Raw genomic sequence first — 19132 nt, forward strand, 5'->3', positions numbered from 1 at the left:
TTCGAGGACATAGCGTTCGAGTACGACACGTGCATCGGCCTTGCGCCGGTGCCCACACGGGAGGTCGGAAATGCGTATCGGACGGCTCGTGACGCTTATCGTGATCATTTGGCTGATCATCGGCGCCGTTGCCGTGTGGCAGCGCGGTTACTTCAAGGACACGACGGCCGATTGCGCCAGCGCCGGAACGATCGCGGTCACCGTGATCGCCGGACCACTCAACTACGCGGGTGTGAACCCGAAGATCGATTGTGAAGTGCCGCAACCGAGTCAGTAGTTCCAGACCGTCAACCGAAAGAGGGAAGACCGTGATCGTTCTCGGGATCATCCTGCTCGTCATCGGCCTCGTCGCGGGGATTTCCATCCTCACGACGATTGGAATCATCCTTCTCGTCATCGGCCTCGTGCTGCTACTGCTGGGCACGACGGGCCGCGCGGTCGGCGGGCGGAAGTACTGGTATTGACGTCGGCGCTCATCCGTTCGACATAATCAATCATTGACATTATCAATGATTGATAGTTAGGTTCCTTTCGAGTATGCATGCGTGCGCCGCACGCGTGCCGTCGAAAGGAACCTCGCATGTCTTCGGTTGCACTGGAACGGACCATTTTCGACGCCGATCACGATGCGTTTCGGGAAACGGTGCGCCGGTTCGCCGAACGTGACGTCGCCCCGCATCTTCGCGACTGGGCCGACGCGGGACAGGTCGACCGGGACGTCTTCCGCCAGGCAGGCAAGCTCGGGCTCCTCGGGATCAATGTCGAGGAGCGATTCGCCGGCGGCGGAATCGACGACTTCCGTTTCAACGCCATCGTCATCGAAGAACTCTGCCGCGTCGGGGCCCCTGCCGTGGTGATGGGCCTGGCGGGCATCAACGACCTCGTCACCCCTTACCTCGTCTCGCTGGCGAACGAGGAGCAGAAGCATCGGTTCCTGACGCCCTTGTGCACCGGCGAGAAGATCGGTGCCATCGCCATGACGGAGCCCGGTGCGGGCAGCGACCTGGCCGCGATCTCCACGACCGCCCTCCCCGACGGGAACGATCTGGTCCTCAACGGCACCAAGATCTTCATCAGCAACGGAATGCTCGCCGACTTCGTGATAGTCGTAGCCAAGACGGATCCGGCAGCGGGCAAGAAGGGCGTGAGCCTGCTGGTGGTCGAGGACGGGACGGCCGGCTTCACCCGCAACGGGCCGCTGCACAAGGTCGGCCTGACCGCCCAGGACACCGCCGAGCTCGTATTCGACGACGTCCGCATCCCCCGCGAGAACGTCCTGGGTGAACTGAACGACGGCTTCGGCTACCTGGGAGACAATCTGCCCCAGGAGCGCCTCAGCGTGGCCGTCACGTCCATGGCGTCGATGCGACGCACGTTCGACCAGGCCCTGACGTACAGCTGCGATCGGACCGCGTTCGGCCAGAGGGTGGCCGACTTCCAGGCCAACCGCTTCTACCTCGCGGAACTCGCCACCGAGATCGAGATCGCGCAGTGCTTCACCGACCGCTGCATCCTCGACGCCGCACACGGCACCCTCGACGAGGTGACCGCGGCGATGGCCAAATGGTGGATCACCGAGCTGCAGCAGCGGGTCGTCCAGCGCGCGGTTCAACTGCACGGCGGCTACGGATACATGCGCGAGTACGACGTCGCCCAGGACTACCTCGACTGCCGCGGCGGGCCGATCTACGCCGGCACCACCGAGATCATGAAGGAAATCATCGGGCGCAAGCTCACGCGTGCCTGACGGGTCCGATTCAGCCGAAGCGTTGGCGATCTCTTCCATTGACAACTTCAATGATTAATGTTTAATTGTGATCCGCGCTACACGCGCGATCCGCTCTGTTGTCCCACGCTCGGCCAAGGAGTATCGATGACGGTCACCGCCACCGCCGGCACCATGTCGGCCACCCAACGCAAGAAGGAAGTTCGCAGGGTGATCCTGTCGAGCTACCTGGGCAGCACCATCGAGTTCTACGACTTCCTGCTCTACGCCACCGCAGCGTCCCTCGTCTTCGGTCCGGTGTTCTTCGCCGATCTGGACCCTCTGGCCGCGAGCATCGCATCGATGGGAACGTTCGCCGCCGGCTACGTCGCGCGCCCCCTGGGCGGAATCGTCTTCGGTCACTTCGGGGACACCGTCGGCCGCAAGGCCATGCTGCTGATCTCGATGACCGTCATGGGCATCGCGTCGTTCGCGATCGGGCTCATTCCGCCGCCGGAGATGATCGGGTCTTGGGCCGCGGTGATCCTCGTACTGCTCCGCGTCTGCCAGGGACTCGCCGTCGGCGGCGAATGGGGTGGCGCAGCGCTGATGTCGCTCGAGCACGCCGAATCCGGCAAGCGCGGATTCGCAGCGGCGTTCACCAACGCGGGCGCCCCCACCGGCGCGCTGCTCGGCACGCTCGCGCTGGCGGCCGTGTCGCTTCTCCCCGACGAGCAGTTCCTGACGTGGGGCTGGCGCATCCCGTTCCTGATCTCGGCATTCATGCTGGCTCTCGGCCTGTTCATCCGGTCCAAGGTGTCGGAGAGCCCGCTGTTCACGGCGGCACTGAAGGAATCCGCGAAGAAGGAGACCACCCCACCCATCGTCACCATCCTGAAGCGGCCCCGCGCGGTCGTCGTGGCGTCGATGAGCTGCATCGCGAGCTTCGGAATGCAGACCGCATTCACCACGTTCGCCATCACCTACGCCGTGTCGAGCGGCGCCCCGCGGTCCGACGCGCTGCTGGCGTTCTCCTTCTGCCAGTTCTGTGCGATCTTCCTGGTCCTCGGATCTGCGCGACTGTCCGACCGGATCGGCCGCCGCCCGGTCATGCTCGCGGGACTCGGCGCGATGATCCTCAGCGTCTACCCACTGTTCCTGCTGCTCAGCACGGGACAGTTCCCGTTCGTCGCGCTCGCCTTCGTCGGCTACACCCTCTGCCACTCGGCCACCTACGGTCCGATGGCCGCGTTCATCTCCGAGCAGTTCGGCACCCGGGCGCGCTACACCGGAGCGTCGCTCGGATACCAGCTGGCCACTCTCGTCGGCGCGGGATTTACCCCCGTCATCCTGGCGTCACTGTTCGCGTCGTCCGGCAAGTCGATCCTCCCGGTCGGGCTGTTCATCATCGCACTGTGCGTGGTCAGCGCCGTCTTCCTCGTCGCGACGAAGGAGAGCAAGGACAACGACCTGAGCGCGGAGACCCCGTCGGCCTGACGCACCCATCCCGCCACAAGCTCGAGAGTAGCTTCGAAGAGAACGAGGAGTCACCATGGACAACGAAGGCATCGGCTCGTGGCTCGAGCGCCGCATCACCATGACGCCGAAGAACGAGGCGCTCGTCTTCGACGGACGGGCCGTCACGTACGAGGAGATGGCCCTGCGGACCCGCCGACTCGCCCACGGCCTGCGCGCCCTCGGCGTCGAGAAGGGTGACTGCGTCGGCTTCTTCGGTTTCAACGACCCCGCGGCGCTCGAGGTGATGTTCGCGGCCGGGCTGCTCGGTGCCACGTATCTCCCGCTCAACGCACGCCTCACCGCCGAGGAAGCTCGCTACGTGCTCGGCGATTCACGCTGCACCACAGTGATATTCGGCGATCAGCAGGCCGACGTCGCGCAGAAGCTGGCGAAGTCGGACACCCCGGTCACCACCTGGATCGGCCTGGGCAACTCGTGGTCCACCCACACGTACGAGGGCGTGCGCGCCGGGCAGCCGGACACCCGCATCGACGAGCAGGTGGGCCTCGACGACCTGTCCGTGCTGATGTACTCGTCGGGCACCACCGGAGCACCGAAGGGTGTCATGCTCAGCCACGGCAACATGCTGTGGAACGCGCTGAACCAGCTTCTCGCCCAGGACATGACGTCGAAGGAACGCACGCTGTCGGTGGCGCCGCTGTTCCACATCGGCGGGATCGGCGGCGCCGTCACACCGACACTGCTCAACGGCGGCACCGTGGTGCTGCTGCGCAAGTTCGATGCCGGCGTCGTCCTCGACACGATCGAGAAGGAACGCATCACCACGTTCTTCGCGGTCCCCACGATGATCCAGGAACTGTGGCACCACCCCCGGTTCGCGGACGCCGACGTGTCCAGTCTGCGGGCCATCTGTGTTGCCGGGGCTCCGCTGCCCGAAGCGTTGATCTCCCCGTGGCAGGACCGGGACGTCGCGATCACGCAGGCGTACGGCCTGACGGAGACCGCGCCGTCGGTCACCATGCTGTCGAGCGCGGACGTGCGCACCAAGATCGGGTCCGCCGGCAAACGGACGTTCTTCACCGACGTCGACGTCGTGCGTCCGGACGGGTCGAGCGCCGAACCGCACGAGATCGGCGAGATCGTCGCCAAGGGCCCGAACGTGATGCTCGGCTACCTGAATCAGCCCGAGGCCACCGCCCGCACGATCGTCGACGGCTGGCTGCACACCGGCGACGCCGGCTACTTCGACGACGAAGGTTTCCTCTTCATCTGCGACCGCTACAAGGACATGTACATCTCGGGCGGCGAGAACGTCTACCCCGCCGAGGTCGAGGCGGCACTGCTGAGACTGGAGGGCATCCGGGAGGCGGCGGTGATCGGCGTCCCCCACGAGAAGTGGGGTGAGACCGGTATGGCCTTCGTCGTCGCCGCCGACGGAACGACCCTCGACGAGGAGACGGTGCGCGTCCGGCTGCGAGAAAAGCTCGCGGGCTTCAAGATTCCCACGTGCATCCAGATCGCGGAGGCACTCCCCCGCACCGCCACCGGCAAGATCCGCAAACCTGACCTGCGCAAGCTTGCCGCTTCGCAGCCTGTGAGTACTTCTTAACCGCGGGCGGTTAACAAGTACTCACGAGCGTGCTTGCATTATGGAATGAAGCACATCGGGATCGTGTTGTTCGACGGCGTCGAGGAGTTGGACGCCGTCGGGCCGTGGGAGGTGCTGTCCGCGTGGACGCGCATGTACCCGGACGACGGATACACCGTGTCCTGCCTCTCCGCGTCGGGCGGGAGTGTGCAGTGCGCCAAGGGCCTCGTCCTGGGCGCTCATCATTCCCACGCCGACGCGCCGCCCCTCGACGTGCTGCTCCATCCCGGCGGTCAGGGCACGCGGCCACAACTGCTCGACGACGCCCATCTCGACTGGGTGCGCCGCCAGCGCGCCGTCGTTCCGTTGATGACCAGCGTGTGCACGGGTTCCCTGGTCTACGCGAAAGCCGGCCTGCTGAAAGACAGGCCGGCTACGACGCATTGGGCGTCGTTGGCGTTGCTGGCGGAGATCGATCCGACCATCGACGTGCGCCCGGACGATCGATTCGTCGACGACGGCGACGTGATCACGTCGGCCGGTGTCTCCGCGGGTATCGACATGGCACTGCACCTCGTCGCCCGCTTCGCCGGAGCGGAGCGGGCGCGCGAGGTGCGCCGCTATATCCAGTACGACCCTCGCCCCCTGTGAGTACTTGTTAACCACCCGCGGTTAATAAGTACTCACGGGCGCGTCAGCGCACCACGGAGAGCGACACGCGGCTGGGGTACCGCTCCCCCGTGTGCACGGTCTGGTGGGCGACCACGAATTCCGAGGATTCGTAGGCAGATTCGCCGGTGTTCAGGTTGCGGTCCCAGCGGGGATGGTTGCTGGACGTCACGTGGACCCGGATCCGCTCGCCGGGCTGGAAGGTGACGGCCGTGGACCACAGGTCGATCGCGTACTCGTACACCTCCCCGGGCACGAGCGGGCTCGGTTCGGCGGACGTGTACGTCCCGGGCGTCCGGTAGGAGTCGCGGTAGCGGGCCCGCACCATGCCGTCGGTGAGCGTGATCGACGTGCCGTCCGCGGTCACCCGGCACAGTCGCACGACGAAATCGGTGTCGACCGCACTGGACGACGCGAACAGTGTCGCGGACACCCGGCCGATCACCGTCAACGGCTCGGTGAGTGCCTCACCGGTGAACACGAGGACGTCGTCGCGGGATTCGACGCGGCTCTGTTCCAGTGCGCCGGGCGCGAACGTTCCCGGCATCATCGTCGCCCCACCGACCGTCGGCACCGGATCCGCCGGGTCGTAGTCGTAGTCGACGCACCCGTCGGTCCGCTCCGCTTCCGCGACGAGGGTTCCGCCGGGAGCCAGGAAGAATTCGGCGGTGCGCGCGGGTTCCGGGAAGCGGTCGTACGTCCGCCACCGGTTCTCGCCCATCACGAAGATCCGGACCCGGGGCATGGCGGGTTCCTCGTCGCCGAGCACCGACGCGTACCACTGCGCGTGAACCGACGACAGGTCCTGCCCCGAGTCGAGCACCGCCTGGTTCGCGGGACTGCCGAACACCACCGAGCCACCGAGCCCGGAGAAGTTGGTGTGACTCCACGGGCCCACGATCAGGTACGGCGCGGGGGCCGCACCGGAATCACTGTGCGCCAGTTGGCCGAAGTACTGGTCGAGGGTGCTGTTCACGAAGATGTCGTACCACCCCCCGATGTGCAGCGAGGGGAGGTCGACGGCCCGGTCGCTCGCGCTGTCCCACAGGTCGCGGGTGGGGTGATCGATCGGGAATCCCAGCGATTCGACGATCGGCGACGCGAAGAACGCCGGGGCGTCCACGGCCATGTCGCGGACGGGCAGGATGTCCAAGAACGTGTCCTCGGACATCGCCCGGTCGATCCGCGCCCACGACGCCCACTCACGTTCCGCGCGGACGGGATCGGTCCGGGACAGTTTCGCGATCTCGGCCGGTCCGGCCGAGTAGTGCCCCCACCCGAGCCGGGCACCGAATTCCACCGCGCCGCCGCGCACGAGTCCACCGGACCGCGCGTTGCCGCCTGCGGAGATGCCCGGGGCGATGCCGCGCAGGGCCGGCGGCTTCTCCTGGGCTGCACGCCACTGGGTTTCGGCGAAGTACGACCGCCCCCACATGCCCACGGCGCCGGTCGAATACGGCAGTTCGGCGGCCCACTGCACCGTGTCGTAACCGTCCGGACCTTCGTTCTCGGACGGCACGAACTCGCCGTCCGAGCCGAATCTGCCGCGGACGTCCTGCATGATGACGACGAATCCGGTGGCCGCGACGGTAGCGGGGTTGAGGTAGCCCGAGTTCACGGACAGGTCGCGGCCGTACGGGGTGCGGGTGAGCAGAACCGGGAAGCGTCCGGATCCGTTCGGGCGGTACACGGTCGAGCGCAGAACCACCCCGTCCCGCATCGTCGCCTCGACGTCGTTCTCGATCAGTACATCGTGTTTCACAGGTTCGGTCACTTTCGACGGGAGGTCGGTCATTTGCCGAGGTCGGTGGTGCTGGTCCGGTAGGTTTCCCGGACCGTGAGCGTGGTGAGCGCGCTGACCAGGCAGCAGCACGCGGTGAACACGGCCACCGGAATCCAGCCGTTCGGTCCGGGCCGGACGAGTGCCGCGGCGATGGTGGGGGCGAATCCGGTGGCCACCAACGCCAGCTGCCCGGAGATCGCCATGCCCGAATACCGGATGCGCGTCTCGAACATCTCGGCGCACAGGGCGGGACCGACGGCGTTGACGAGCGAGTAGCCGGCCACCATCACGACGCATGCGGTGATCAGGATCAGGGCCGTCGAACGCTGGCTGACCGCCCAGAAGAATCCGGAGATGGCGACGGCGCAGACGAGATTGCCGGTGATGAAGATCGGCTTGCGTCCGATCCGGTCGGCGAGGATCCCCGCGGCGGGCTGGGCCACGAGCGCGAGTGCGGCGGTGAGCACGGTCGCGCCGACCATGACGGTCCGGGACACACCGGCCTCGTGGGTGCCCCACGACAGGGCGAAGGCGCTGAAGATGGTGGAGACCACCGCGAACAGGCCGCAACCCACGACCCGCAGCACGCTCGGCCAGTGGTCGCGGAAGATCACCTTCGCCGGCATTTCCTTGGGTTCGTCGGTCGACACGGCCTCCTCGAACACCTCGCTCTCGGGCAGCATCCGGCGGATGACGAGCCCGGCGAGTGCGACGAAGATGCTGAGCAGGAACGGGATACGCCATCCCCAGCTGAGGAAGGCGTTCTCGGGCAGTCCGGAGAACACGAGGACGACCAGCGATGCCAGCAGCATTCCCGCGGCGGCACCGGTGTTCACCCAGCTCGCCGCAAGCGCCCGGCGATCGGCGGGTGCGTGTTCGAGCGCCAGGGACGCGGCTCCCGCCGACTCGCCCGCCGCCGACGCACCTTGGACGGCCCGGAGCAGCACCAGCAGGATCGGCGCCGCGACGCCGATCGCTCCGTACGTCGGCAGGCAGCCGATGAGCGACGTGGCCACGCCCATCATCACGAGCGTCACCACCAGCATCCGCTTACGGCCGAGGGTGTCCCCGAAGTGGCCGAAGACGAGGGCTGCGAGAGGCCGGACGACGTACCCGATCCCGATGGTCGCCATCGACACGATGGTCCCCCAGAATGAACCGAGATCCGGGAAGAACAGGGTGTTGAACGCGAGCGCGGAGAAGGAGGCGTAGATGAAGAAGTCGTAGTACTCGAGTGTGCTGCCCACGAAGGAGGCCAGGGCTGCCCGGCGCGCGTGGGGCGACCGGACGCTCGTGTCGGCGCGTATGTCGCGGCCGTCGAATGTGGAAGTCATGTGGTTCCTACCTGAATGTGAAGGGCATCCGGGAGTTCGGAGAGGCCTCGAGGCGGGTGCGGCACCGGGGATCGGAGTTGTCCAGGTCACATCCGCTGCCGCCGAGGGAGACTCTGCCAAAGAAACCGATCACCGTCCAAGAGCAGTATCGGCACCGGTTGATAAGCGATCGTTATTGCTCGTCGGGGGCGGCGTCCGACGACGGCAGCACGTCGGCGGCGAGGTCGAGAACCGTCTGCACGACGGGCGATACGGGACGGTCCGACCAGGCCAGCGCGGCCCGGACTTCGTATCGGCCGGCGTCGAGGGGAACGAGCACCACCCGATTGGGATACGTCTGGACGTCACCCGGCACGAGCGCCACACCGACCCCGGCCGCGACGAGGGCGGTCAGCACGATGCCGTCGGTGGTCTCCTGCACGATGTTCGGCGTGAACCCGACATCCCGGCACGCGGCGAGCAGATCGCGGCGGAGCGTGGATCCGGTGGCGGCGGGATTCGCGACGAACGTTTCGTCGCGCAGTTCGGCGAGGTCGATCGACTCCCGTGCGGCGAGTGGGTGATCGCTCGGGAGCAGCGCACTGAGGTACTCCACCGAGATCTGCCGCGTGAGCACATGGGGGTGGGACACCGCGTCCGAGACGATCCCGAGGTCGAGTTGCCCCTCCCAGATTTCGTCGAGGATCTGCCCACTGACCGTCGCCCCCTCGAGGACGAGATCGATCAGCGGGTACCGACGGCGCACCGACCGTGCCAGAGAAGACAATTCAGTCTGCCCGTAGGCGCCGCTGAACCCGACCCGGACGCGACCCTCGACCGCCGGATCCGCGATCACCGCGGCATCGACGGCGCGGTCGATTCCGGCGAGCGCGTCCTTGCACGGCTGCAGGAAGCGCTCCCCCGCTGCGGTGAGCCGGACCGATCGCGTGGTGCGGTCGAACAGTTTCACGCCGAGGCGCTTCTCGAGTTGCTGCACTTGCTGACTCACGGCCGGTTGCGCGATGTGCAGCACCTCGGCCGCCCGGCCGTAGTTGAGTTCCTCGGCGACCGCGACGAACGACTTCATCCAGCGGATCTCCACGGCCGGTCAGTCCACCACGAACACCGTGAGACGCACCTCGCCGGGGAGGCGTTCGCCGGTGCCGACGAGGATCCGCGAGCGCAGCCACGACCACCGGCCCTCGGCGGCGGTGAGCCGTGGGGTGCAGCGGAAGTAGATGCGCTCGGGCGGCACGGCCTCGCCGTCGACCAGTCGGGCGATGTCTTCGGCGGTACCCGAGCGCAGCCCGAAGTTGGTGACGTAGATACGGTCGCCGTCGTCGGTCTCGATGGCGTACTTGGCCTCGAGTTCGGTGAGCGTGGACGAGCTGAGCAGCTGGAAGTCCGCCCCGACCGGCAGCACGGTGCCCCGCAGCTCGGGGCCCTCGACCCGGCCACCGAGGATGGGGATGATGCGACGTGTTCCCTCGGGCGTGGATCCGATCTCCACCGGCTCGGCAACCTCCACGACGAACGTGGCGAGGAACGACATCCCGGGCGGGGCCGGGGCGAGGAGCTCGGTCATCGCGCCCTACTCGACGAAGGCGGGAAAGGCGATGCTCTGCAACGTGTCCCGCATCTGGTTCACCACCGTGTCGGGGATGCCCTCGAAGTAGCGTCCGTGGGCCGCGTCGACACGTGCCTTGGCGTCGTCGCGGAGCCGGCGTCCCTCGTCGGTGGCCGCGATCAGTTTGTTGCGGCGATCCGAGGGGTCGAGGGTGCGCACGACGAGTCCGCGTTCCTCGAGTTCGTCGACCAGGCCCACGATCTGACTGGGGTCGAGACCCATGGTGGCGGCCACCCCGCGCTGGTTGACGCCCTCGGCCTGCTCACACGCGAGGACCAGGACCGAGTAGGAACGCACCCGCAGCCCGGTGGGAACGAGGGCCTTGTTGACCGCGCCCAGCACCATTCCGCCGACGCGCGAGAGCAGGAACCCGATGTCGTCCGATAACGCCTGCGACTCTGCCATGCGACGACCCCCTTCTGATGATTGTCGGTAGAGTAGCAGATCTTAATCATTGACATTCTCAATCATCAATGATTACGTGTGATCCAGCGAACACGACCTTAGGAGAATCACGACATGGACCTCAGCAACAAAGTCGCCGTAGTCACCGGCAGCGGACAGGGCCTCGGACTGGCCTACGCCAAGGACCTGGTGCGGCACGGCGCCGCGGTCGTGATCAACGACGTCAACCAGGCCACCGCCGACGCCGCCGTCGCCGAGATCACCGCCGCGGGCGGCCGGGCCGTCGCCGTCGTCGCCCCGGTCGGCAGCACCGAAACCGCCCAGAAGCTGGTCGCCGGCGCGGTCGACGCATTCGGACGCCTCGACGTCATGGTCACCAATGCCGGCATCCTTCGCGACAAGGTGCTGTGGAAGATGACCGACGACGACTTCGACGCCGTCATCAACGTGCACCTGCGCGGCACCTTCACCTGCGTCCGCGAAGCCGTCCTGAAGTTCCGCGAACAGGGCGACGGTGGTCGCATCATCTGCATCGGCTCCCCCGCCGGCCAGCGCGGCAACTTCGGGCAGACCAACTACTCGGGCGCCAAGTCCGGCATCGTCGGCATGGTCCGCACCTGGGCGATGGAACTACAGCGCGCGGGCATCACCGCCAACGCCGTCTGCCCCGTCGCCGCGACCGCGATGACCGAGACCGTCCCGTTCCTCGCCCCCTACATCGAGGGCATGAAGAACGGCGAGCCGCTCCCCGACATCATCCGCCGCGAGGTGGGCCTGGGCACCCCCGAGGACGCCGCAGGCATCATCTCGTTCCTCGCGTCCGACGCGGCAGCCGAGATCACCGGCCAGGCCTTCGCCGTCGGCGGCGACCGCCTCGCGCTGTGGTCGCACCCCGACCTGACCGCGGTCGAGTACCACGACGGCGGCTGGTCGGCCGACGACATCGCGGCTCAGTGGAACGGCACGTTCGGCGACGCCGTCCAGTCCGTCGGCGAGGAGTTCCCCGAGGAGCTGATGGCGAAATGAGCCGCTACGAGTACGGCATCGACTTCGACAAGATCGACGCCATCGACATCCACACCCACGTCGAGATCGACGGCTGCGGGCACCGGTCCCTCGACGACGAACTGATGGCCGCCTCGGAGAAGTACTTCAAGTCCGGCGAGGAACGCACCCCGTCCATCGACGCGATCGCCGACCACTACCGCTCCCGCAACATGGCCGCGGTCGTGTTCACCGTCGACGCGGCCTCGGCCAGCGGACACGCCGCCAACTCGGTCGAGGAGATCGCCGAGGGCGCGGCCCGCCACAACGACGTCCTGATCCCGTTCGGATCCGTCGACCCCTGGCAGGGCAAGGCCGCCGTGCGGCGCGTGCACCGGCTCGTCGACGAATACGGTGTGAAGGGGTTCAAGTTCCACCCCAGCATGCAGGGATTCGAACCCAACGACCGGCAGTTCTACCCGCTCTACGAGGCCATCACCGAGGCCGGGGTCCCCGCCCTGTTCCACACCGGTCAGACCGGGATCGGCGCCGGGCTGCCCGGCGGCCACGGCATCAAACTGCGCTACTCCGACCCGATGCTGCTCGACGACGTCGCCGCCGACTTCCCCGACCTCACCGTGATCATGGCCCACCCGTCGGTGCCGTGGGTCGACTCGCAGATCTCCATCGCCACCCACAAGGCCAACGTCTTCATCGACCTGTCCGGGTGGTCACCGAAGTACTTCCCGCCGCAGCTGGTCAAGGCCGCCAACAGCATGCTCCGCGGCAAGGTGCTGTTCGGCTCCGACTTCCCCGTCATCCAGGTCGACCGCTGGATGAAGGACTTCGAGAACCTCGACATCAAACCCGAGGTCACGCCCCTGATCTTCAAGCAGAACGCGCTGCGCGTTCTCGGCATCAAGCACTGACCCTGCCCCACCGAACCACCAGGAGACTTAGTGTGACCACCGCAACCACCACCCGCGTCGCCACCCTGGCAGACCTCGCCGCGCTCGAGGGCCAGTCGCTGGGCACCAGCTCGTGGATCGACATCCCCCAGCAGCGGATCAACACGTTCGCCGACGCCACCGACGATCACCAGTGGATTCACGTCGACCCCGAGCGCGCGACGGCGGAGAGCCCGTTCGGCGGGCCCATCGCCCACGGCTACCTCACGTTGTCGCTGATCATCCCCATGTGGGACGAGGTACTGACCGTCGACAGCGTGACCATGGCCGTCAATTACGGTCTCAACAAGGTCCGATTCACCAACCCCGTGCCCGCGGAAGGACGCGTCCGCCTCAACGCGACGCTGCAGTCCGTCGAGGCACTGCCCAAGGGCGGCGTCCAGGTGACCGTCGCCGGGCAGATCGAACTCGAGGGCAGCGAGCGTCCCGCGGTAGTCGTCGAGGCCGTGTACCGCTTCTTCGAGTGACCCACCCGTGAGTACTTGTCAACCGCCCGCGGTTGACAAGTACTCACAGGCGTTACTCGGGAGCCTGATCGTCGGGCTCGAGCTGTTCCGCCTGCTTCCGCTCGGACGCGTTTCCCGCGATTCCCTTCGCCTCACGCTCGGCCACCAGCCGGTCTTCCATGTCGTCGACGAGGTCTGCGATCCGCTGGTGCTCGGGGAGGTGCTGATCGTGTCGATCCGAATTCGCCTTCATCACGCTCCTTCCGCTGTGTGCGAACGTGCCGCAAATCCTGCGACTTCCGGACGCACAATTCGAACTGTACGCCGCGGGCCCGGCCGAAGCGGGCATTCGCGGCGGCACGAACTGGACGCCCGTCTTTCACGCTCTTCTCGCCGTCGGCGAAAGCTGTTGCCGAACACCGCCTTACGAGCGCTCAGTACTCCAATGTCGCACTGCGCAACCTCATTTCGCCTTCGATGCAGGCCCTCCACCGCTGCCGGCAGGCGATGAATTCGATGCACAATCGACACCGTCTTGCGAGTACCTGCAGCCGGCACCTCGTACTCTGGACCGGGTACCACCCGAAGGAGGACCGATATGCCAGCAGTCACCACACCTCACGTCTATGTTCATCGTGCCGGCGATCGGCTGAAAACCAAGATTTCCTGGTTGGATTCGAAACATTCGTTCTCCTTCGGCCAGCACTACGACCCCGACAACACGCACCACGGGCTGCTCCTCGTGAACAACGACGACACCGTGCTCCCCGGTCAGGGATTCGACACGCATCCGCACAAGGACATGGAGATCGTCACGTGGGTGCTGCGCGGCTCGCTCGTGCATCAGGATTCGATCGGCCACTCCGGCATCATCTATCCCGGCCTTGCGCAACGCATGAGCGCAGGCAAGGGCATCATGCATTCAGAAAAGAACGACAGCTGGCGCCTCGAGGGTGAGCAGCACCACGAGCCGGTGCACTTCGTCCAGATGTGGGTGGTACCCGACGAAGCCGGCCTCACTCCGAGTTACGAACAACTCGAGATCGAGGACGAAATCCTCGAGGGCGGGCTGGTGCCTGTTGCGTCCGGAATGCCGGAATACAAGGACAATTCGGCGATCCGGATCAACAACAAGCACGCGGCCCTGCATGTCGCGCGACTCTTCCCCGGCGCACCGGTGACACTTCCCGAAGCGCCGTTCCTCCACGTCTTCGTCGCCCGGGGCACCGCCGAGATGGAGGGCGTCGGCACCCTGTACGAGGGCGACGCCGTCCGGCTGAGCGCCTCCGGTGGCCAGCAGGTCTCCTCGCACTCCGGCGCCGAGGTCCTCGTCTGGGAGATGCACGCCCGCCTCGGCGGCTGAGTTTCCGGCAAGTTCACAGCCGGACGGCACGCTGCGTGCAGGTTCGTGCGCCACGACGACGAGCGCCGAGCTCGCACTGCGGCTGCAGGACCTCACGAACGACGGCACCTACCTGCGCGGCGCCCAGACCACGGACGCGTACGGCATCGCCCAGTTCACCACGGTCTTCCCCGGCTGGTACATCAGCCGGACCACCTACATCCACCTCGAGGTGCACATCGACAAGAAGACGGTGCTCACCACCCAGCTGTTCTTCGACGAGGCCCTGCTCGACGACGTGTACGCGACCGCGCCGTACTCCGACCACACCGGACGCGAGAACAACGTGAACAACTCCACCGACAGCATCTACGACGACGCCGGCCTGCTGACCGTCGCCGAGCAGTTTGTTTCGCCCTGAGCGCAGTGGTGGACCTCCCGGCGCGGAACGGTGTAAGGATGGAACGCATGACCACGGCTCAGCGCTCCGGCATCGACCTCACTCACCTCGACAACGACACCCGCGCCCAGGACGACCTGTTCGTCCACGTGAACGGCAAGTGGATCGACGACTACGAGATTCCCGCGGACCGGGCGATCGACGGCGCGTTCCGCACGCTGTACGACAAGGCCGAGGTCGACGTCCAGACCATCATCGAGGAGGCGGCGGACTCCGGCGCGGCGCCGGGGACCGACGCGCAGCGCATCGGCGACCTGTACGGCAGCTTCATGGACGCGGACGTCGTCGAGGCCGCGGGGCTCGCACCGATCGCCGGTGAGCTCGCCGACGTGGCCTCGGCCGCCGACCTCTCCGCGCTCGCCGCCGTCATCGGCCGCCAGCAGCGCACCGGGGTCGGCGGAGCCGTCGGTCACTACGTCGACACGGACGCGAAGAACTCCGAGCGCTACCTCGTCCACTTCAGTCAGTCGGGCATCGGCCTGCCCGACGAGTCGTACTACCGCCAGGACGACTACGCGGAGATCCGCGCGGCGTACGTGAAGCACATCGCGAAGATGTTCGCCCTCGCCGGCGTCGGCTACGACGCGCAGCGCGTGTTCGACCTGGAAACCAAGATCGCGGCCGGTCATTGGGATGTCGTGAAGCGTCGCGACGCCGAGCTGAGCTACAACCTGCTCACCCTCGACCAGCTGCCCGCCGGGTTTGACTGGTCGGCGTGGATCGGCGCACTCGGCGGCACGTCCGAGCAGTTCGACGAGATCGTGGTCCGCCAGCCCGACTTCCTCACCACCCTGACCGAGCTGTGGACGTCCGAGGACCTCGACGACTGGAAGGCGTGGGCGACGTGGAACGTCATCCGCTCCCGCGCCCCGTACCTCACGCAGGCCCTGGTCGACGAGAACTTCGCGTTCTACGGAAAGACGCTGACCGGCGCCGAGGAGATCCGTGAGCGCTGGAAGCGCGGCGTGTCCCTGGTGCAGGATCTGCTGGGCGAGGCCGTCGGCAAGCTCTACGTCGAACGCCACTTCCCGGCCGACGCGAAGGCCCGCATGCAGGAACTGGTCGCCAACCTGCAGGAGGCGTACCGGCGCAACATCTCCGACCTGGACTGGATGAGCCCCGAAACGCGGCAGGCGGCGCTGCGCAAGCTGGAGAAGTTCACGCCCAAGATCGGGTACCCCGACAAGTGGCGCGACTACTCGGCCGTCACCATCTCCCGCGACGACCTGGTCGGCAACTACCGCAGCGGCTACGCGGCGGAGTACGACCGCGACCTCGCGAAGCTCGGTGGCCCCGTCGACCGCGACGAGTGGTTCATGACACCGCAGACGGTCAACGCCTACTACAACCCGGGCATGAACGAAATCGTCTTTCCCGCAGCCATTCTGCAGCCGCCGTTTTTCGACGCCGCAGCCGACGACGCCGCCAACTACGGCGGAATCGGTGCCGTCATCGGTCACGAGATCGGCCACGGCTTCGACGATCAGGGCGCCAAGTACGACGGCGACGGCAACATGGTCGACTGGTGGACCGACGACGACCGGACCGAGTTCGGCAAGCGCACGAAGGCGCTGATCGAGCAGTACAACGAGTTCGAGCCGAAGGCGCTGCCCGGCCACACCGTGAACGGTGAGTTCACCATCGGTGAGAACATCGGCGACCTCGGTGGCCTGTCCATCGCCATCGCGGCGTACCGGATCGCCACGGAAGGGGCCGAGCCCGAGGTTCTCGACGGCCTCACCGGTCTCCAGCGGGTGTTCTTCGGCTGGGCGCAGGTGTGGCGCACCAAGGCCCGGGACGCCGAGGCGCTCCGCCGGCTGGCCGTCGACCCGCACTCGCCGCCGGAGTTCCGCTGCAACGGCGTGGTCCGCAACCTCGACACGTTCCACGACGCGTTCGACGTCCAGCCGGGTGACGCCCTGTATCTGGATCCGCAGGAGCGCGTCAAGATCTGGTAGCGACTACCGCAGACGGTCACCCGTCGCCGCGGAGAAGAAGTACACCTCGCCGGGTTTCGGCTGCAGGTGCACCCTCTCCCCCGCGGCGACGGTGCGCGTGCGGTCCACCCGCACCACCACCTTCCCGGATGTGCCGGACGCGTACACGAAGGACTCCGCCCCGAGTTCCTCGAGCTGGTCGGTTTCGACCGTGTACGAGTCCTTGCGCCACGACCCCACCAGTGTCCACGACTCCGGGCGCACCCCGACGATCACGGAACCGTCCCCGATCGCCGAGCGCGGCACGGGAATACGCAGGTCGCCCAGTTCGGCGACGCCGTCGCGGATCGGGGTGTCCATGAGGTTCATCCCGGGCGAGCCGATGAACCCGGCGACGAACGTGTTGACCGGGTTGTCGTAGAGATCGCGGGGCCGGGCGACCTGCTGGAGGCGCCCGCCCTGCATCACCGCAACCCGGTCACCCATCGTCATGGCCTCCACCTGGTCGTGGGTGACGTACACGGTGGTCGTACCGAGCCTGCGCTGCAGGCCCGCGATCTGCGAGCGGGTGCTCACCCGCAGCTTGGCGTCGAGGTTGCTCAGCGGTTCGTCCATGCAGAACACCTTCGGGTGCCGCACGATCGCCCGGCCCATCGCGACCCGTTGACGTTGCCCGCCGGACAGTTTCGCCGGTTTGCGATCCAGCAGGGGTTCGAGTTCGAGCATCCGCGCCGCTTCCAGCACCCGGGCGGTGCGTTCCACCTTCCCGACGCCGGCGTTGCGGAGCGCGAAACCCATGTTGTCGGCGACGGTCATGTTCGGGTAGAGCGCGTAACTCTGGAACACCATGGCCACGTCCCGCGCCCGGGGTGGCAGCGCGGTGACGTCGGTGCCGCCGATCTCGATGCGGCCCGCCTCGACGGCTTCGAGGCCGGCCAGCATCCGCAGGCTGGTCGACTTACCGCACCCGGACGGACCCACCAGGACGAGGAACTCGCCGTCCGCGATGTCGAGGTCCAGCCGATCGACCGCGGGTCGATCGGCTCCGGAATAGCGGTGGGTGACGCCTGCGAACTGCACGTGGGCCATGGATGTTCCTTCTCCTCCTACTGGGGCAGCTTGGGTGTGATCTGGCGGTCGATGATCTGCTGGAGTTGCGTCCCGACGCCGGCGAACGTCGTCGCCACGTCCGCGTTCTGCAGCGCGATCTGTTCGAGTCCGGTGCCGATGATCTGGTCGCCGCCGGGCACGAACACACGGGCGTAGTCCTGCGACCGGGTCTTCGCGAGCTGGTCGACGGCGGTGCGCGCGTTGGGGTTCGCGTCGAGGTATGCCTTCATGCCCGGGTCCTCGACAGCGGACTTGCGGACGGGCATGTACCCGACGTTCTGGGAGAAGTACGCGGTGTTCTCACCGTTCGTCACGAAGTCGATGAACGTCAGGGCGTTCTTCTTGCGCTCGTCGGAGATCCGCGCCGGAATCGCGAGGCCCGCGCCGCCGGTCGGGCAGCCCGGGGCGCCCGACGCGGGGAGGAACGCGGTGCCGAAGTCGAACGCGGCCGACTTGGTGATTCCCGACAGGTCACCGGTCGAGGCGATGGTCGACGCGAGGATGCCCGCACCGAACTCGTTGGCGATGTCGCTCGACACCGCCGCGTACTTCTTCGTGTGGATCATGTCCTTCAGGAACGTCCCCGCGGCGAGCGTTGTCTCGTCGCCGAACTTCAGGTCCCACTGGTCCGAGTACGCCCCGCCGAACGTCCAGACCGGTCCCTCGAACGTCCAGCCCAGGTAGTTCTTGGCGTCACCCCAGCCGTGGGCCAGCTTGCCGCCGCCCATCACCCGCTGCAGTTCGGGACCCCACTCGTCGAACTCCTGCCAGGTGGCGGGCCCGCGATCGGGCAGGCCGGCCTGCGCCCACACCTGCTTGTTGTAGTAGAACAGCGGCGTCGACCGCGCATACGGGAGGGCGTAGTGCGTGCCCTCGAACAGGTAGTCGGCGAGCAGCGAGTCGACGTAGTCGGAGGAGTCGACGCCGACCGTGCCGAACAGTCCGTCGAGCGGTTCGATGGCACCGGTCAGCGCGTAGTTGAACCACCAGACGTCCGATAGGACCACGACGTCGGGCAGTTCGCCGCCCGACAGGGCCGCGTTGAACTTCTGCGACACCTCCTCGTAGTTCTTTCCGCCGTCGACGAGGTTCACGGTGAGGTCGGGGTGTTTCGCCTGGAACCGGTTGATCAGTTCACGTTCGACGTCCTGCGATTTGCCGGGGTGGTTGGACCAGAACGTGATGGTGTTCGCGTCGCCGGCCGCACCGGACGCCGCCGACGAGCCCGACCCCGACCCGGCGCAGGCCGTCAGCGCGGCACCGGCGGCCACCGCGCCCGCCAGCCCGAGGAATCCTCGACGGTTCATCCGATTCAT

General features: G+C 66.9%; 19 protein-coding genes and 1 pseudogene. 12 read left to right on the forward strand and 8 right to left on the reverse strand.

Annotated features, from left to right (window positions below; all coding sequences use genetic code 11):
- The first annotated feature begins 70 nt into the window (after nt 1–70).
- The 6 genes from HGB39_RS01600 (at nt 71) to HGB39_RS01625 (ending at nt 5423) form a co-directional block, all read left to right on the forward strand.
- Nucleotides 71–277, forward strand: coding sequence for a hypothetical protein (locus tag HGB39_RS01600; protein WP_005571421.1), 207 nt, complete (start codon nt 71–73; stop codon nt 275–277).
- 31 nt (nt 278–308) lie between these two features.
- Nucleotides 309–464 carry a DUF6131 family protein gene (locus HGB39_RS01605; protein WP_005263616.1) on the forward strand — a complete coding sequence of 52 codons (156 nt, stop codon included), beginning with the start codon at nt 309–311 and terminating at the stop codon, nt 462–464.
- 116 nt (nt 465–580) lie between these two features.
- A complete protein-coding gene (couH, locus tag HGB39_RS01610; RefSeq protein WP_005571420.1) occupies nt 581–1747 on the forward strand; it encodes a dihydro-p-hydroxycinnamoy-CoA dehydrogenase in 1167 nt (388 codons plus the stop codon).
- 126 nt (nt 1748–1873) lie between these two features.
- On the forward strand, nt 1874–3202 hold the full coding sequence (couT, locus tag HGB39_RS01615) for a p-hydroxycinnamate MFS transporter (protein WP_005571418.1): 1329 nt from the start codon (nt 1874–1876) through the stop codon (nt 3200–3202).
- Nucleotides 3203–3257: 55 nt separating this feature from the next.
- Nucleotides 3258–4793 carry a p-hydroxycinnamoyl-CoA synthetase gene (couL, locus tag HGB39_RS01620; protein WP_005571417.1) on the forward strand — a complete coding sequence of 512 codons (1536 nt, stop codon included), beginning with the start codon at nt 3258–3260 and terminating at the stop codon, nt 4791–4793.
- Nucleotides 4794–4838: 45 nt separating this feature from the next.
- Nucleotides 4839–5423 (forward strand): DJ-1/PfpI family protein, encoded by a 585-nt coding sequence (locus tag HGB39_RS01625; protein WP_005571416.1) that lies wholly within the window; start codon nt 4839–4841, stop codon nt 5421–5423.
- Nucleotides 5424–5466: 43 nt separating this feature from the next.
- On the opposite strand, the gene HGB39_RS01630 is transcribed toward HGB39_RS01625, so the two are convergent.
- From HGB39_RS01630 to couR, 5 genes are all read right to left on the reverse strand, one after another.
- Entirely contained in the window at nt 5467–7236 is a 1770-nt protein-coding gene (locus HGB39_RS01630; protein ID WP_005571415.1) for a CocE/NonD family hydrolase, read from the reverse strand.
- Nucleotides 7233–8558: an MFS transporter gene (locus HGB39_RS01635; protein ID WP_005571414.1), complete on the reverse strand. Its 1326-nt coding sequence runs from the start codon at nt 8556–8558 to the stop codon at nt 7233–7235. The genes HGB39_RS01630 and HGB39_RS01635 overlap by 4 nt, the downstream gene beginning before the upstream one ends.
- Nucleotides 8559–8730: 172 nt before the next feature.
- Complete coding sequence (locus HGB39_RS01640; protein WP_005571413.1) at nt 8731–9639, reverse strand: LysR family transcriptional regulator; 909 nt, start codon at nt 9637–9639, stop codon at nt 8731–8733.
- Nucleotides 9640–9645: 6 nt separating this feature from the next.
- Complete coding sequence (locus HGB39_RS01645) at nt 9646–10122, reverse strand: DUF3237 domain-containing protein (RefSeq protein ID WP_005571411.1); 477 nt, start codon at nt 10120–10122, stop codon at nt 9646–9648.
- Nucleotides 10123–10128: 6 nt separating this feature from the next.
- A complete protein-coding gene (gene couR / locus HGB39_RS01650; protein WP_005263606.1) occupies nt 10129–10569 on the reverse strand; it encodes a MarR family transcriptional repressor CouR in 441 nt (146 codons plus the stop codon).
- Nucleotides 10570–10683: 114 nt separating this feature from the next.
- Between couR and couN the strand changes: the two genes are divergently transcribed.
- Genes couN through couM form a run of 3 tightly spaced genes read left to right on the forward strand, consistent with a single transcriptional unit; the run spans nt 10684 to nt 12988 of the window.
- On the forward strand, nt 10684–11595 hold the full coding sequence (gene couN, locus HGB39_RS01655) for a 4-hydroxyphenyl-beta-hydroxyacyl-CoA dehydrogenase (RefSeq protein ID WP_168442914.1): 912 nt from the start codon (nt 10684–10686) through the stop codon (nt 11593–11595).
- Nucleotides 11592–12482 carry a 4-hydroxyphenyl-beta-ketoacyl-CoA hydrolase gene (couO, locus tag HGB39_RS01660; RefSeq protein ID WP_005566783.1) on the forward strand — a complete coding sequence of 297 codons (891 nt, stop codon included), beginning with the start codon at nt 11592–11594 and terminating at the stop codon, nt 12480–12482. The genes couN and couO overlap by 4 nt, the downstream gene beginning before the upstream one ends.
- Nucleotides 12483–12514: 32 nt before the next feature.
- Nucleotides 12515–12988 (forward strand): p-hydroxycinnamoyl-CoA hydratase, encoded by a 474-nt coding sequence (gene couM, locus HGB39_RS01665; RefSeq protein WP_005566784.1) that lies wholly within the window; start codon nt 12515–12517, stop codon nt 12986–12988.
- Nucleotides 12989–13040: 52 nt separating this feature from the next.
- On the opposite strand, the gene HGB39_RS01670 is transcribed toward couM, so the two are convergent.
- A complete protein-coding gene (locus HGB39_RS01670; RefSeq protein WP_005253084.1) occupies nt 13041–13220 on the reverse strand; it encodes a hypothetical protein in 180 nt (59 codons plus the stop codon).
- Nucleotides 13221–13565: 345 nt separating this feature from the next.
- Here HGB39_RS01670 and HGB39_RS01675 point away from each other — a divergent pair, with 345 nt between their 5' ends.
- From HGB39_RS01675 to HGB39_RS01685, 3 genes and pseudogenes are all read left to right on the forward strand, one after another.
- Nucleotides 13566–14330 (forward strand): pirin family protein, encoded by a 765-nt coding sequence (locus HGB39_RS01675; RefSeq protein WP_005566785.1) that lies wholly within the window; start codon nt 13566–13568, stop codon nt 14328–14330.
- Nucleotides 14331–14424: 94 nt separating this feature from the next.
- Nucleotides 14425–14730: pseudogene (locus HGB39_RS38110) on the forward strand (peptidase associated/transthyretin-like domain-containing protein); the annotation flags it as partial.
- Nucleotides 14731–14777: 47 nt separating this feature from the next.
- Nucleotides 14778–16727 carry a M13 family metallopeptidase gene (locus HGB39_RS01685; RefSeq protein ID WP_005566790.1) on the forward strand — a complete coding sequence of 650 codons (1950 nt, stop codon included), beginning with the start codon at nt 14778–14780 and terminating at the stop codon, nt 16725–16727.
- A gap of 3 nt (nt 16728–16730) precedes the next feature.
- On the opposite strand, the gene HGB39_RS01690 is transcribed toward HGB39_RS01685, so the two are convergent.
- Together HGB39_RS01690 and HGB39_RS01695 are read right to left on the reverse strand one after the other, a co-directional pair.
- Nucleotides 16731–17795, reverse strand: a complete 1065-nt coding sequence (locus tag HGB39_RS01690) for an ABC transporter ATP-binding protein (protein ID WP_005566792.1) — start codon at nt 17793–17795, stop codon at nt 16731–16733.
- 17 nt (nt 17796–17812) lie between these two features.
- Entirely contained in the window at nt 17813–19132 is a 1320-nt protein-coding gene (locus HGB39_RS01695; protein WP_005566793.1) for an ABC transporter substrate-binding protein, read from the reverse strand.

This window comes from Rhodococcus opacus, assembly GCF_012396235.1.
In the GTDB taxonomy this organism is placed as follows: domain Bacteria; phylum Actinomycetota; class Actinomycetes; order Mycobacteriales; family Mycobacteriaceae; genus Rhodococcus_F; species Rhodococcus_F opacus.

Excerpts from the sequence above, each read along its gene's own strand:
- HGB39_RS01600 (WP_005571421.1), top strand. The coding sequence starts at position 71 with ATGCGTATCGGACGGCTCGTGACGCTTATCGTGATCATTTGGCTGATC.
- couH (WP_005571420.1), top strand. The coding sequence starts at position 581 with ATGTCTTCGGTTGCACTGGAACGGACCATTTTCGACGCCGATCACGAT.
- couT (WP_005571418.1), top strand. The coding sequence starts at position 1,874 with ATGACGGTCACCGCCACCGCCGGCACCATGTCGGCCACCCAACGCAAG.
- couL (WP_005571417.1), top strand. The coding sequence starts at position 3,258 with ATGGACAACGAAGGCATCGGCTCGTGGCTCGAGCGCCGCATCACCATG.
- HGB39_RS01625 (WP_005571416.1), top strand. The coding sequence starts at position 4,839 with ATGAAGCACATCGGGATCGTGTTGTTCGACGGCGTCGAGGAGTTGGAC.
- HGB39_RS01630 (WP_005571415.1), bottom strand. The coding sequence starts at position 7,236 with ATGACCGACCTCCCGTCGAAAGTGACCGAACCTGTGAAACACGATGTA.
- HGB39_RS01635 (WP_005571414.1), bottom strand. The coding sequence starts at position 8,558 with ATGACTTCCACATTCGACGGCCGCGACATACGCGCCGACACGAGCGTC.
- HGB39_RS01645 (WP_005571411.1), bottom strand. The coding sequence starts at position 10,122 with ATGACCGAGCTCCTCGCCCCGGCCCCGCCCGGGATGTCGTTCCTCGCC.
- couR (WP_005263606.1), bottom strand. The coding sequence starts at position 10,569 with ATGGCAGAGTCGCAGGCGTTATCGGACGACATCGGGTTCCTGCTCTCG.
- couN (WP_168442914.1), top strand. The coding sequence starts at position 10,684 with ATGGACCTCAGCAACAAAGTCGCCGTAGTCACCGGCAGCGGACAGGGC.
- couO (WP_005566783.1), top strand. The coding sequence starts at position 11,592 with ATGAGCCGCTACGAGTACGGCATCGACTTCGACAAGATCGACGCCATC.
- HGB39_RS01670 (WP_005253084.1), bottom strand. The coding sequence starts at position 13,220 with ATGAAGGCGAATTCGGATCGACACGATCAGCACCTCCCCGAGCACCAG.
- HGB39_RS01675 (WP_005566785.1), top strand. The coding sequence starts at position 13,566 with ATGCCAGCAGTCACCACACCTCACGTCTATGTTCATCGTGCCGGCGAT.
- HGB39_RS01685 (WP_005566790.1), top strand. The coding sequence starts at position 14,778 with ATGACCACGGCTCAGCGCTCCGGCATCGACCTCACTCACCTCGACAAC.
- HGB39_RS01690 (WP_005566792.1), bottom strand. The coding sequence starts at position 17,795 with ATGGCCCACGTGCAGTTCGCAGGCGTCACCCACCGCTATTCCGGAGCC.
- HGB39_RS01695 (WP_005566793.1), bottom strand. The coding sequence starts at position 19,132 with ATGAATCGGATGAACCGTCGAGGATTCCTCGGGCTGGCGGGCGCGGTG.